Source organism: Streptomyces sp. NPDC019531, from assembly GCF_044903305.1.
Lineage (GTDB): Bacteria > Actinomycetota > Actinomycetes > Streptomycetales > Streptomycetaceae > Streptomyces.
Window position 1 is genome coordinate 1 of the sequence record NZ_JBJDQL010000092.1, and the last position, 14375, is coordinate 14375.

The 14375-nt window shown below is 66.2% G+C and carries 6 protein-coding genes; 4 read left to right on the forward strand and 2 right to left on the reverse strand.

The window, feature by feature from the left end:
- Positions 1–177: 177 nt before the first annotated feature.
- Positions 178–1047 (reverse strand): hypothetical protein, encoded by an 870-nt coding sequence (locus tag ACI2L1_RS44185; protein ID WP_404745146.1) that lies wholly within the window; start codon positions 1045–1047, stop codon positions 178–180.
- Positions 1048–1143: 96 nt separating this feature from the next.
- Positions 1144–8874 carry a DNRLRE domain-containing protein gene (locus ACI2L1_RS44190; RefSeq protein ID WP_404745150.1) on the reverse strand — a complete coding sequence of 2577 codons (7731 nt, stop codon included), beginning with the start codon at positions 8872–8874 and terminating at the stop codon, positions 1144–1146.
- An 819-nt stretch (positions 8875–9693) separates the two neighbouring features.
- On the opposite strand from ACI2L1_RS44190, the gene ACI2L1_RS44195 reads away from it, so the two are divergent.
- The 4 genes from ACI2L1_RS44195 to ACI2L1_RS44210 all read left to right on the forward strand — a co-directional run bounded on the left by ACI2L1_RS44195 (position 9694) and on the right by ACI2L1_RS44210 (position 14077).
- On the forward strand, positions 9694–9993 hold the full coding sequence (locus tag ACI2L1_RS44195) for a hypothetical protein (protein ID WP_404745147.1): 300 nt from the start codon (positions 9694–9696) through the stop codon (positions 9991–9993).
- A 152-nt stretch (positions 9994–10145) separates the two neighbouring features.
- Entirely contained in the window at positions 10146–10610 is a 465-nt protein-coding gene (locus tag ACI2L1_RS44200; protein WP_404745148.1) for a hypothetical protein, read from the forward strand.
- A 31-nt stretch (positions 10611–10641) separates the two neighbouring features.
- On the forward strand, positions 10642–11595 hold the full coding sequence (locus ACI2L1_RS44205) for a L,D-transpeptidase family protein (RefSeq protein WP_404745149.1): 954 nt from the start codon (positions 10642–10644) through the stop codon (positions 11593–11595).
- Between the two features lie 244 nt (positions 11596–11839).
- Complete coding sequence (locus ACI2L1_RS44210; RefSeq protein ID WP_404745151.1) at positions 11840–14077, forward strand: peptidoglycan recognition protein; 2238 nt, start codon at positions 11840–11842, stop codon at positions 14075–14077.
- Positions 14078–14375 lie beyond the last annotated feature (298 nt).

The window sequence follows — 14375 nt, forward strand, 5'->3', positions numbered from 1 at the left end:
GGGCGTGGCTTCTTCTTCCCCATGCTCTCCATGATGGACATCCTTCCGGGGCAGGGCCCCTGATCTCGGATGTCCGTCAAAGCGGATCAAGCTCAGGCCCTCGCCGGATAGACCGAAGGCGCGGCACCGATCTTGTCCGCATCGACCAAGTGATCATTGCGGGACAAGCCCTCGTCTTCACTGGATGTCGAGGACGGGTCGGTGTCGGACGCTATTGCGGCAGACGAAGACGCGAAGCTCGCCGAACCGGCCGACCTCTGCGCCGGTCGGTGAATAGGCGACCTGCAGCGCTTGCTGGTCCAGTTCCCTGTCCTCCAGTGGCCACCACCGGTCGCTCGCGCCGTCCCACTCGCTACTGTCCGCCTTGAGAAGCAACTCGACGCTTCCTTCACAGTCAGGACAGAAAAGGTCCCTTTTATCCGTCGCGTGCCAACTCGGCCACCCTCCAATTTTCCAGCCGTACGCGACCGACAGGGCGTACTGATAACGCAATCCTCGTTCCTGATCCACCGCGACGAGACGCCTCGCGATGTCGTCGGGAAGATCTTCCATCCAGGGAAATTCAATGACTCGCTCCGGCGTGATTCGACACGGGCGCAAGTCATACGATTCATTGCAGGGCTGAACCCGATGGAAGGGTTTTTCCCTGGCGCCTCCTGTTTGATTCGCGGAATCGAGCCACTCAAGTGAGACCGCAGGCCCCTCGTAACCCGAGTCAGCATATTCCAAGTAGTGATCGTTCGGGCACCAGTACACTTGCAGGAGATCACATCCCGCCGGATACGGAATCTCGGGAAAATCGCGCCGAAAGAACTGTGCCACGGATTCCATCGGGCGCGGCATCTGCCGACCGTCGACATCCATCGGATGCTCTTCACAGGCGGGGCGCGAGCTTCCCTCGACGTCGAGCATGGGACCGCCGATGTGACTGTCGGCCTCGCGGGGGTTCCCCGGCCGGGGATGCAAACGCACGGCGGTCCTGCGCCATTCTGACAGGTCGGGGATGATCGCTGTGATATCCACCTCGGGGGCGGGAGTGGTGTACACCAGCCTCTGATCCTTTCTGAAAGGAGTCGAATGCCAAGCTGCGGGCCGTGGCCCTGAGCATACCGCTCAGGGCCACGGCAAACGGGGTGAGCGAACTCAGCCCAATGTTGTCCAAGTACCGTTCTGGTACGCCCAGTTCGGGAACGTCCGGTGGTCCGATTCACCGGTACTCGTGTAGTAGGACATGCTCACCCCGTAGGGACGGCTGGCCCCCTCGCGGTAGAGCAGACTGACGTTGTAATAGACCGACACGCCAGGTTTGACGAGCGCCGCCACACGCTTCTCGAATTGGTGGTACATGTTCGCGGAATTCGTCGGGTTCTGTGCACAGGTGAAGAGGTTGTCCTCACGCGTGCCGTCGCCGCCGAGCTTGGCTCCGATGACGTGGCACCGGGACACATTGAATCCCTGGTCGCGCGCATCCTGATATCCGGAGATGGGCAGGGAAGCTGCCTTCGAGCCCGTCCCCAGCGGAGCCGTCAGACAAGCCTCCCCGCCTTGCGCTTTACCATCCCTCAGGGGGTCGTAATGGATGGCAGAACCGGACCAGTTCCCCGACGTGCAGTCCTGACGGTTCTTGTTCATCGGGGACGGAGCCGGACTCGGCGTCGGCATCGGCCTGGGCTTCGACTGGGGCTCGTTGTCCTTCCGCGGCTTGTTGTCGGGCTTCGGCTCCGGGTCGTCCTGCGTGGCTTCCTCGATGGAGTCCCGAATGCCCTCGGCCGTGGATGTCAGGCCGTCCGCCATACGGTCGAGCATGCTCTCGCGTCCCGACTGCTCGGCGGAGACTTCGTCCGTGATCAGTGCCGCGGCCACCACCACGACGGCTACGGCAGCGACGAGCACGAACGCGAAATGGCCGTCGTACTCGATGAAGTTGGCAGGGTTGCCGCCGCCGAACGCGTACCGGTTTCCGGTGAACGGATCCGTGCCGAGGTTCATGTCGGCGAGGGCCCCGGTGTACATGTCCCGGCTTGTGAAGCGGTTCAGGCCCGGGCTGTAGTCGCGGAAGCCCATGTCGTACGTGCCGGACTGGGCGTCCCAGCGCTTGGCGTTGAACCGGTAGGGGTTGTAGTCCTCCTTCCCGGGGTTGCCGGGGTCAGGCTTGTCGATGCCGGTGAACTCGGACGCGTCGTCGGAGCCGTAGGCCGTGTAGCCGTACGTGGCCTTGGTGTCGCCGGCTCCGTCCGTGAGCGTTTCGACGTCGGTGTGGCCGTTGTAGCCGTAGTAGCCGTCCTCGGTCGTGCCGTCGCTGTTGTGCTTGATCTGCGACAGCCGCTCGCCCCATGGGCTGTACTGGTACGACTTGGTCAGCTGTCCGGCGACGTTCTCGTCCAGGACCTCGGAGGAGAGGCCCAAGTAGCCGAAGTCGGTGGTCTTGCCATCCGTTGTCTTCGACGCGGTGCGCTCCAGCGGGTCGTACGTGTACCTGGTCGACTTCATCGCCCCCGTCGAGTCCGCGCTCTGGGACTCGACGACGTGGTCGAAGCCGTCGTACACGTTCCGGCTGACCACCTTGCTGCCCGAGGTCACCGACTCCAGGCGACCGAACGGGTCGTAGTTGTAGGTGGACGTGGTGCCGCCGACGGCGGTTGCACTCAGCAGACGGTTGCGGTCGTAGTCGTAGTTGGTGGTGAGGTTCTTGACCGTCTGGCTGACGACGTTGGCGTTGTCGTCGTGCACGTAGGTCTCGGTGCCTGCGCCATTGCCCGTCTTGACCGCCTTGGCAAGCCGATCGGCCGGGTCATAGGTGTAGTCCGTCGTCGATTCGAGGTACGCCGCGTGGTTGTCGGCGTTCATCTTCTTCGCCACGTCCTGCGCCTTGTTGCCGTTCGGGTCGTAGGCGTAGGTGTGCGAGGCGACGAGGGTGGTTCCGTTGCCCTTCTTCTCCACCGAGGTCTTCAGCGCGCCGTCGAGGTAGTACGTGTGGTCGACGGTATTGCCGTTGGCCTTGGTCTCCATCAACGACTGGCCGCGGTCGGTGTAGGTGTACGACGTGACCTTCGGCGAGGCATCGGTGGGGGACTTGCCGATCGACGCCGTCTTGACCAGGTCACGCAGGTCGTACGTGTACTTGGAGTACTGGACGGGGTGAGCGACCGTATTCACCAGGCCGTTCGCGTCGTAGGTGTACGACGTGGACTTCTTCTCCTGGCCGGACAGAAGCTCGGTGACCTTGTCGACCTGGTTGAGGCCGGTGTACAGGACCGAGTACGCGTCGATCTTCGCACCCGACGAGGTGTCGTCGATCTTGGTCAGATTGCCGTTGAGGTCATACTCGTACGCGAATGTCCGCTTCTCGTTGTCGGTTTCGGCAGAGTTGTCCCTGACCAGCTTCACGGCGTCCGCGACCACGACGCCGCCGCTGTTCTGGAACAGCTGCAGCTTGGCTTCGTTGCCCTGCTTGAAGGAGTAGGAGCCCAGTGAGACCCAGGTGCCCTGGTTGGCTGTCGCGTTCTGGTCGATCGTCTTGTCGGCCGTCCCGGTCTCATGGGTGAGCGTGTACTTGGCCGTCGTCGCGGCGCCCGTGACCTTGGGGAACTTCACGTACGCGGTGTACGTGCCGTCCTTGGGGATGTTGAGTGTCCACGTGAAGGCGTCAGTGCCGGTTCCGGCCGCGCGGGTCTCGTGGTTGTAGCCCTGCTGGCCGGCGAGGTTTCCCTTCGTCCATGTGCCGCTCTTCGCAGTGTTCTGGGTGTCGGAGTTGTCCACCAAAACGACCGACTTGCCCACCGGGACCCCGTCGTCCGAGCGGGACTTCAGTGAGCCGTCGGGGTAGTACGACCAGGACATCGTGCGGTCCGAGGAGCCGCCCGCCGACGTCAGGGTCCGCGTGGTCTGCCTGCCCAGGTCGTTGTAGTCGTAGGTGGTGGCGATGTCCCACGGGTCCGTGGACGACCTCGCCCAGCCGTTGTCGAAGTAGCCGTAGGTGGTGTCGTTGCGGACCGTCTCGCCCTCCGACGGCGGCAGGGAGGTCTTCGCGACTCGGCCCACCTTGTCGTAGGTGGTCTCCGTGTAGACGTTGGGGTTGTTGTAGCGGCTGTCTGCCGGATCGTAGGGCTGATACTGCTTGACCGGACGGTTCAGCGCGTCGTACTCGGTACGGGCGGTGAACGCGGTGGTCGTACCGGCCGCGACCGCACGCGGGGTGATCACCTTGGTGGTGTTGCCGGCCTGGTCGTACTCGTACTTCGTCGTGCGGTACGTGATCGACGTGGTGCCGTCGTGCGGGACCTTGACCTCAGTCTGCTTACCACGTTCGTCGTAGGTGATGAGCGTGGTGTTGTTCTCGGCGTCCGTGGCCGATGTGACCAGCGAGTCCTTGTCGTAGCCGCGCTTCGTGGTCTTTCCGGCCGCGTCGGTGACGACCGTGACCCGGTGGTTCAGGTCGTAGTCGGTCCTGGTCGTGTAGTCGGTCGTGTCGGTTGTCGCGTTCTTCTTCGGGTCGATGACCTTGGTGACGTTGCCGACGTTGTCGTACTCGTACGAGACCTTGTCGCCCTTCGCGTTGATCACGGAGGTGAGCTGGTAGATCTCGTCGTAGTAGTTCGTCGTGACGTAGTCGGTCGTGTCCGCCGTGGTCGCCGTGCCCTTGGGCTCGGTCGTCGCCTTGGGGTTGCCGACCTTGTCGTAGGTGTACGTCGTGGTGCGCGGGTCGGTCTGGTTGTTCGCCGGCGCCGTCGCCGACGTGACCTGGTCCGCGTCGTCGTACACCGCCGTGGACACTGCGCCGTTCGGCGCTGTCGACTTGGTGACATTGTCGTTGTCGTCGTACACCGGCGCCGGGGTCGTGATCAGGACACCAGCATCCTGATCCTTCGGCACCGTGCTGACCAGCGGACGGCCGAACGTGTCGTATGTCTGCGTGGTCACCTTCTGGTCGGCGTCGGTGACCTTGGTGACCTGGCCCCGCTCGTCGTAGACGTACGTCGTCGAGACGGTCTTCGCGTCGGTGATCGTCTCTGGGTATCCGGTCGGGCCGAATCCGCCGAACGTCGTGGGGTTGCCGTTGGCGTCGGTGGCCTTGGTTACCTGCCCATAGGCGTCATAGTCGTACTTCGTCGTGTAGTCGTCCGGCACCGACGTCGTCGCAACACCCTTTGGGTCGGTGACCGTCTTGAGGTTGCCGAAGGTGTCGTAGCCGAATTGCCAGGCGCGGCCCTCCGGCGAGGTCTTGCGGAACAGGTCGGCCGAGTAGCCGTCGGCGCGCGTCTGGTACTCGTACTTCGCCGCGTTGGCCGGCCACTTGGAGGTGTCCGTCACGCAGGTGGTCGTCTGGTCCGGTACGCCGGTCTTGTTGTTCTCCGCGTCGCGCTGCCAGAGGGGATAGCCGGTCTTCTGGTCGTAGCAGTACGCGGTCTTGGCGCCGTTGACCTCCTCCATGTAGGTGACGTTGTTGTCGGCGTCCCAGCTCATCTTGGTGTTCTGGGACTTGGCGTTGACCGTCTGGACAGGGCGGTCGAAGTCGTCGGTGACGTACTTCGTGGCGTGCGTCTCGGCGTCGGTGACGGTGGTGTCGGTGAACTTCGTGTTGGTCGTGTTCGCCGCGTACGCGAAGCCCGTGTCGTGGTTGAGGCGGTCGGTGATGGTCTTGGTCCACCAGTGGTACTTCGGGTCGTCCCCGGTCTGCGGGGCGTAGTACGCCAGGTTCGTGCCGTTGCCGCGCGGGTCGGTGGCCTTGACCAGCTTGACGTTTTTGTTGCCCTGGGTGGCGTCGTAGGTGAACTTGAACACCTTCGGCTGGCTGGAGCCGTCGCCGTCGGTGAACTGACCGAGCAGGCCCTTCGTCGTGTAGAAGAAGGAGATCTTGCGGGTCGGCAGGCCCGAGACGGAGCCGGAGATGTCCGTGATGGACTTGACGTGGTCGTAGATCTTCGAGTTGGTCAGGTTCGAGCCGGTGACCTTGGCGCCCGTGTCGTCGATGTAGTCGTACGACGCGTCGCCCTTCTTGTAGTAGTCGACGCGCAGGGACTGCCTACCGGCCGGGTCGGTGATGTACGTGAGGAACTTGGTCGGCTTGTTGTTGGACTTGCGTTCCTCGTATGTGTACGTCTGCGTGTTGCCGTTCCTGTCCACGACGGACGTCAGGTAGCCGTCGCAGCCGAAGAAGAACCGTGTGCCGTCGGGGCGCAGGAGTGCCCAGGCGTCCGGTATCGGGTCCTTGTTCGGGGTGCAGTCCAGGCCCGCCTTCATCGTGATCCGGTAGTGGACGCCTGCCGGGGCCTTCCAGGTGCCGTCGGCCTGCTTGGTGAAGACGTGGGTGGTGCCGTCGCCGTCCGGGAGGCGGATTTCCGTCGCGTTGGCGTTCGGGTTGGGGTGGAAGTCCAGCGGTGCGCCGAGCCGGATCGGGCCTGCCAGCTGGGCGGACCAGCCCGCGCCCGACACCGTGTCGCTGGTGTCCAGCGAGTTGTACGCGAACCGCGCGAACGTCGTCAGGCCCCGGCCAGGGTTGGTGAACGCGTTATACGACCACACCGTGTTGCCCGAGGCCAGGTTGTTCATCACCGTCGAGCCGGCGCCGGTGTTCTTGCCGGTGTAGGAGTAGAACTTCTCCAGGCCGAGGGTGTTGGAGGTGGGGTCCTCGACCGCCACGTTCTGCTTCAGCGGCGCGATGCCGCCGGTGCCGGCGGAGAGCCAGCTGCCGTCGGAGACCTTCTTCACGTCCCAGCCGAGCACGTAGTCCGTGCGCTTGTTGCCGGAGTCGGAGTTGATGGGTGTCTTGACCTGTGCCTGGATCGTCGCCGACTGACCGGGGGCCAGTCCCGGTATCGCAGTAGAGAGCTGGTTGCCGCCGGTGGTGACGTCCGTGCCGTCGGGGAGTTTCCAGGTGTACGACAGCTGCCGCTCACCGCTCGCCCACGCGGAGCTCGTCGTATTGGTGGCCGTGAAGTCCACCGTGTACGTCGAGTTGGGGGTCATGCGGGACGGCGTCTGCGGGGCGTAGTACGTGTCCTCGGTGGTGGAGTCGACGTAGATCACCCGCAGTAGCGGACCGAGCTGCTGGTCGGACGTCTCCGAGGCCAGGAACACCGTGCGCTCCTGCGGCCCGGTGGCGGTCTCGTCCTTCAGCTTGATCAGTGCGCCCTTGTTGGAGGACGGGGTCTTCACCCAGCCCTGGGTCAGGGACGTGGCGTCCCACCAGTGCCGGCCCACCTCGGAAACCTGGGCGACGGTGTCGGAGACGGTCGCGGAGAAGTCGCCGCCGGCCGCCGTCCACGCCGTGCCTGTGGCGGCACTGTTCCAGGTGGCCTGGGTTTCGGAGAAGTCCCTTGTCAGGCCGTGGAGTTCGTAGATCGCGCCGTTGGTGTCGGTGGTGGTCTCCGCGCCCCACATGAACAGCCGGGATTCCAACACCGTGGCGGTGGTGGGCAGATCGCTGGTGGGGAACTTAAGGGCGGTGCGGGTCTTGCCGTAGGTGGGCGAGTTATTCCCCACCGTCAGCCACTTCTGGCCGGCTCCCGCCGAGTCGATGGTGTCCAGGTTGGTGGTCGGTGTCGTGGACGACAGCGTGGTGTCCGTGGCACCGGCCGCGGTGCCCTGGATCAGCTCCATCGTGCGGCCCGCCTTCGGCACGCCCACGATGCGGGTGGGCGAGCCGAGCAGCTGGCCGTCGGCCGTCTTTACCGCGATCTGGTAGTAGTACGACCGTCCGATCTCCGCCGAGGAGGAGTCCGGCGTCGGGGTCGCGGTGGTGTCCGTGTAGGTCGTCGCCGTCTTGTCGATCGGGGCCACCAGGGTGGCCGCGGACGGGGTGAACGCCTGCTGCGTGGAGCGGTGCAGCTGGTACTCAGCGATGTTCAGGTCCGCATCACCGGTGGTGTTCGAGTACGCCTTCCACGACAGCTCCGGGCCCGTGGAGTGGATCACCGTGGGCGAGTTCAGCTCGGTGCCGACCTTGCCGTAGGTCACCGTCAGCCGGGGGATCGTGGCGGTCTCGCCGCCGTAGTCGCCGTCGCCGGACTCGTAGCGGGGGCCGCCGAGGGGGTTGTTCGCCTCGTCGGTCGCCTTCAGTACGAAGCCGTGGTTCGTGGCAGTGCCGTCCACCCACTTCTGCACCGTGTCGCCGACCGGGAAGCTGTGCCACCGGTTGTACTGCCCCGCCGACTTGGTGATCTTCGCCGGGTCGACCAGGCGCACCGCGTCCGCGATCAGCGACTGGCTGGTCGGCACCGAGGTGTCCTTGAGCTCGACCTTGTAGGCGCCGCCCTTGTTGAAGCTGAGCTCGTTGCCGTCGCCACCCAGGGAGGTCCATACCCCACCGGTGCCGGTGGTCTGGTTGACGGTGTAGGTGCTGGTCGCGCCGCCGGCCGCGGTCACCGTGTAGGGGGCGTTGGTGGCCCGGTTGGCGCCCTGCACATAGTGCGCGTCCACTCGGTAGCTGGCCGTCTCGGGCACACGCACGGGCCAGGTGAACTTGTCGCCGGTGATCGAGTCGAGGTTGAAACGGAAGGTGTCCCCCACCGCGTTCGTCGTCGCGCCCGACGTCGGCCAAGCGCCGACCGCCGCCGTGCCCGTGTCCTCGTCGTCGACCTGCACCGTCGTCGCGGACTGCTCACCCACCAGCGAGCTGGTGTTGGACCAGGTCGCGGTCGTCTCATCCCAGGCTCCGGTGGCCCGATACACGCCGATCTGGGTGTTCGTGGTGGCGGTGGTGTGCGCCTGGTCGAAGTACATCTCCAGCCGGGCCGAGTCGATCTTCGTGCCCGTGGGGATCTCGTCCAGCGGGAACTTGATCAGTGAGCGGGAGTTCGCCGTGGCGGAGGTGCGGCCCGCCGACAGCTTCCAGCTGGTGTTGAAGTTCGTCGACGGCTGGTCCGACAGCACCATCGTGTCCTGGGACTGCGACGGTGACGGGGCGATCGTGATCGTCGGGTCGATGACGACCGGGTACTGCCGCTCCTTGGCCGCCAGCCACTTCGCGTCCGGAGTGACGGTCAGCTTCCAGGACTTGCCGTCCCTGGTCAGCTTCTGCGCGACCTTGGTGCTGTAGGTGCGGCCGAAGACGGAAGAGTCCGCCTTCTTCGCGTCCGTCATGTACGGCGCGGGAATCACCATCACAGGGGTGTGCGGCAGCTCGCCGTACAGCGCGATCGAGCCGTCCTTTCGCGCCTTCGGCATCAGCCCGTCGGTATCGAGGGTGAAGGTGAACTTCAGTGGCCCGACGGGGCGTTCGGCGAGGGTGATGTTCTCCTTCACCCGGCCCGGACCGACCACGTACTCCAGATCCGCGTCCTCGACCGCGTTGTCGTACGTGACCGTGGAGCCCTTGGCCTTCGGCTTGAGGCCCTTGTCCACGGCGTCGAGGCCCAGGGTGACCGAGCGTCCGTCCGGCGACTGGAAACGCACCAGCCGGTCCGCCTCGGTACCGAACCAGCTGCGGCCCTCGTTCGTCGTGTTGGCAAATGCGAAACCCTTGGCCTCCGATGCCCGGACCGTCGTGTCGACCGGCTTCCAGGACGCCTTCTTGCCCGACCCGGAACGGTACGACGTCGGCACCGCCGACAATTCCGCTTCGATTCGCCCGTCCGACAGCTGCCAAAACCTGGAGTTTGCCGTACGTTTACCTGTCAGTTCCCTGACGCGCTTCGCCTTCGGATCACTCTTGGGCCAGGATACCTTTTCCCGGTCCGCCACCCCCAATTCGTCATGGGACGGCGGCTGCGCCACTTCCCCGCTATCGTCATCGCCATCCACGAACCAGCCCTTGATAGCGTCGACAATCCCCTTGCCGTCACCGTCATCAGCGGGCGCCGCATACGCGACCTGGGGCAACGCGGTGCTCGTGACCGCAGCTACCACCAGGCACGCCATCAGCCTGCCCAGTCTGGGTTTCACGCCAAACCCTTCCTCGTGCGTCATGGCATAAACATGCCGCCGGAAATCAACCCCACCCACGCGAATATGAGCCCATGGGGAGGGGCGCCGAATTTCTATTCATTCCGGTGACGCAATGTCAAGCGTTTGGACATTGCGGACGATCAGCACCTAACAGGGCGTCGAGTGTCCGATATTTCCCCTCACTGGCGACCGATGGACGACGTCGTGTATAACCCGCTCGATTCAATCCCGAGCAGTCGAAATTTCGAACGGGAGTATTCATGGGCGACACGCCACAAGAATCCGCGACGCCGTCGCTTTTCCGGCGAGCGGACCGCTCGGGCCTGATCGTGGCCGGCGCGGCGCTGGCCGCATGCGCAGGGCTCGTGGTGTACGGCGTCGTGGACACCGGCGAGAGCGACAGCAAGCCGAAGCGCCGTACCCCCACCGCCTCGGTCACCTACGAGGTGTCCGGCCAGGGCACCGCCGACATCACCTATCAGGCCCGCGACGAAGCCGGAACGGCCACCGTCGTCAAAGCCGCCGCGCTGCCCTGGCGCAAGACCGTGGAGGTCCCCCTCGGCCAGGACCCGACCCTCAGCATCACCCTCGGCGAGAACGGCGGCCAGGCCCGCTGCACCCTCGCGATCCGCGGCCGCTACGTCCAAAGCGCCACCGCCAGCGGCACGTTCGGCCGCGCCACCTGCTCCGGCGCCCTACCCACCACACCCGCGACCGCGAGCTGAGCTCGCCCTCCCTTCACGCAAGGAGTTCCCTGTGCACGCCCTTCCCCGGAAGGTTCTGATCACCGCCTCAATTCTCAGCACCCTCACGGTGACCTCCGCCTGCGGCGAGCAGGACGACCAACAGACCACAGCCTCCGACTCGGTCGTGGTACCGCAGTCACCGCAGGACCTCGCTGCCGACGCCTCCGACAGCGCGTCACCCAGCGCCTCCGGCTCCCCCTCCCCCAGCCCCTCCGCCTCCGCCTCCGCCTCCGGCGACGCGTCCACCTCACCCTCAGCATCCGCCTCCACATCGGACAGCGGTGCCAAGGGGACCGGACAGTCCGCGGACGGCACAGGGTCGGGGTCGGGCTCCGGCGAGGCGGGATCCGCCGCCCAGGCCCCCTCCGCGCCCGACTTCCCCGTGCCCGTCGAGATCGGCGACGCCACCCAGCTCATCACCGTCAAGTCCAACGGCTCCTACGCCACCGTCACCGCCTGGGCCAAGGGATCGGTCGGCTGGAAGGCACAGTTCAGCACCAGCGCGGGCCGGGTCGGCTCCAACGGCGTGACCGACGGGGCCACCCGCCGTCAGGGCACGTACACCACCCCCACCGGCACCTACACCATCACCGAGGGCTTCGGTAACGAGGCGGGCGGCACCTCCATGCCGTACCACCGGGTCACGAACGACGACTGGTGGGTGGAGGACCCCGAGTCGAAGTTCTACAACTCCATGCACGGCGAAGCGGGCGCGGACTTCCCGCTCACCGAGTCCGGCGACCGCGGCAGCGAGCGCCTCGTCAACTACCCGGTCCAGTACGCCAAGGCCCTGGTCATCAACTTCAACCGGTGGCCGGCCACGCCCGGCCGCGGCGCCGGCATCTTCCTCCACGTCAACGGCAGCGGCGCCACCGCGGGCTGTGTCTCCGTGCCGCGGGCCACCGTGGACCGCATCATGGGCTGGATCACGCCCGGCGCCCACCCCCGCATCGCCATCGGCTGAGCGTCGCCGACTGTCGCCGACCGATTCCGACGCGGTGCGGCGGGGGGATCTGCGTCACCAAGATCTCGAACTGAGTGATGTTTCCCGGTCACAGCCCGCTGGGTAGGGCAGGCCACCTGTGTGTCGGGTGTGCCTCAGGTGACCTTCTTCGTGGCCCTTGCGGCCTTCTAACGGCCTTGGGCCGTCCTACTGGGGTGGATTCGTCGTGAGTCGTCGTACGACGCATGCGTACAGACCGTTGACCTTGAAGCGCCGGGCGTGGCTGACGCTCGGCGCGGTGGTTCTGGGGGGCGGAGGCGTGGTGACCTACGCGGTCGCCAGCCCGTCCGGCGATCCGGGTTCGGGTGGCCGGGCCAAGCGGCCGGTGAAGGTCTACGACCTCGCGCTGAAGGGGACGACGGGCGGCAAGCGCGAGCTGCCGCGCACGGACACCGAGCAGTTCTCGCTGATCGGCATCTCCTGGACGGGAGCCCTCAAGCGGCTCGACGGCACGGCGCAAGTGCGCACCCGCGACCTGGACAGCGGCGCGTGGAGCTCCTGGCGGGATCTCGAAGTGAACATCGACCCGCCGGAGGACCCGGAGGCCGGGATGCGCGGCGCGTCCGAGCCGCTGTGGGTCGGTGCCTCCGACGGCGTCCAGGTCCAGGTCGTCCACGAGGACGGCACCGTCGGCGCGCTGCCCAAGGGACTCGAGGTCAACCTGGTCGATCCGGGCGTGGTGACCGAGGCCGAGACGAAGGCCACCGAGCCGGCGGCGTTCGTCGCCGAGGAGAGCAGCCCGGCGGCCACACCCACCGATTCCACGGTGCCCACCGATGGGGTGACCGTGACGCCGACGGACCAGACCCCCACGTCCCCGGCGCCCACCGAGACCACGGCGACGCCCACCGTCTCAGCGTCCCCGTCGACTTCGCCGACCACGTCCCCGAGCCCGTCGGCCACCACACCGTCCGCGCCGCCGTCCACCGTGCCCAAGCCGCCGATCACCTCGCGCGCCGGCTGGGGCGCGGATGAGTCGCTCAGCCCCGACCCGTCCGAGTACAACGCCGATGTGAAGGCCGTCTTCGTCCACCACACCGACGGGGCCAACGACTACTCCTGCGCCGACTCGGCGTCGATCGTGCGGGGCATCTACGCGTACCACACGCAGGTCAATGGCTGGAACGACGTCGGCTACAACTTCCTGGTCGACAAGTGCGGCACCGTCTTCGAGGGCCGCAAGGGCGGCGTCGACCTGCCGGTGCTCGGCGCCCACACCTACGGCTGGAACCGGGAGTCCGCAGGCATCGCGGTGCTCGGCGAGTACACCTCCACCAGCGCCTCCAACGCCGCGCTGACCTCGATCGCCCGCGTGGCCGCCTGGAAGCTCGGCCAGTACGGCGCCGACCCGGCCGGAACGGTCCAGCTCAACGCCGGGGCGAGCCAGAAGAACTACTTCGGCACCAGCTTCACCGCGGGCACCAAGTACACCTTCAACCGGATCTCCGCCCACCGCGACGGCTACAACACCCAGTGCCCCGGCAACTCCCTCTACACGCAGCTGCCGACCATCCGCACCTGGGCGGCCGGCCCGGTGCAGGGCCTGAAGGTGGCCTCGGTCGGCGGCGCGGGCCTGTCCGGCTCGACGTACTACACCAAGGGCGCCATCAGCGTGAAGTGGACGGCCACCACACCGTCCTCGCTCATCAAGAGCTTCCAGCTGCTGGTCGACGGCAAGACCGTCGCCACCACCTCCGGCACCGCCACCTCCGCAAACACCACCCTGCCCCTGGGCAGCCACACCGTCGCCGTGCGGGCCGTGCACCAGTCCGGCAAGACCGTGACCACCGCCGCGCTGAACGTCGTCGCGGAGACGACCGCACCGACCTTCACCGCCACGCCGAAGCTCTCCCTGCGCACCGGCACGGTCAGCACCACCGCCGTCCCGGTCACGCTGGGCTGGAGGGCCGCCGACAACGCCGCGCTGAGCTCCGTGAAGCTGCTGGCCCCCACCACGGCCACGTACGGCCCGACCACTACCAGCGCCGCCAAGACCGCGAAGTCGGGCACCGCCACGACCTGGTCGATGCGGGCCTACGACTACGCCGGCAACTACCGCACCTCCTCCCCCTCTTACACGCCGGTGATCCTGCAGGAGACCTCGGCGGTGAAGTCCGGCAGCTGGACGACCCGTTCCTCCACCAGCTACCTGGGCGGCAAGTCGTACTCCAGCGGCTCCAAGGGCGCCGCCCTGACCTGGACCTTCACTGGCCGTTCCGCCTCCTGGGTGGTCTCCCGGGCCTCCAGTTCGGGTCAGGTCTACGTGTACGTCGACGGGGTCAAGGTCAGCACGGTCGACCTGAAGTCCTCCACCACCCTCTACCGGCAGGCGATCTGGACGAAGACCTGGTCCAGCAGCGCCAAGCACACGGTCAAGATCGTCGTGGTCGGCACCAGCGGCCGTCCCACCATCACCACCGACGGTCTCGTCTACATCAAGTAGCCCCAACCCCTCGTTGGATGAGCGACGTACGGCGCAGGGGTCCTTGTCCCGCCTGGTTGACCAGGCGGGACAAGGACCCCGTTTGCGGTGTGGCAGGTTCGGCCCGCCGATGACGCGCAGGCAGGCCGTGGACAGGGCGCCGGCTAGGGCCGGTTGGACGGCCCCTTCGACAGCTTGGCCTCGGCGTTCGGCCTGCCCTGGCTCTGAGAGGTCGTTTTCATCTGAGGTATGGCACTTTGAGTCGTATTGTCGCGCCTCTCGGTTTGGGGCTGATGAGTCGGTGGAGGTTGTTCTTTCT

Bases quoted from the DNA above. Each gene is read 5' to 3' on its own strand.
- ACI2L1_RS44190 (WP_404745150.1), bottom strand. From the start codon at position 8,874: ATGGTGCTGTCGGACCAGCCGTCGACGAACTTCAACACCAGCTGGAAG.
- ACI2L1_RS44195 (WP_404745147.1), top strand. From the start codon at position 9,694: ATGGGACGGCGGCTGCGCCACTTCCCCGCTATCGTCATCGCCATCCAC.
- ACI2L1_RS44200 (WP_404745148.1), top strand. From the start codon at position 10,146: ATGGGCGACACGCCACAAGAATCCGCGACGCCGTCGCTTTTCCGGCGA.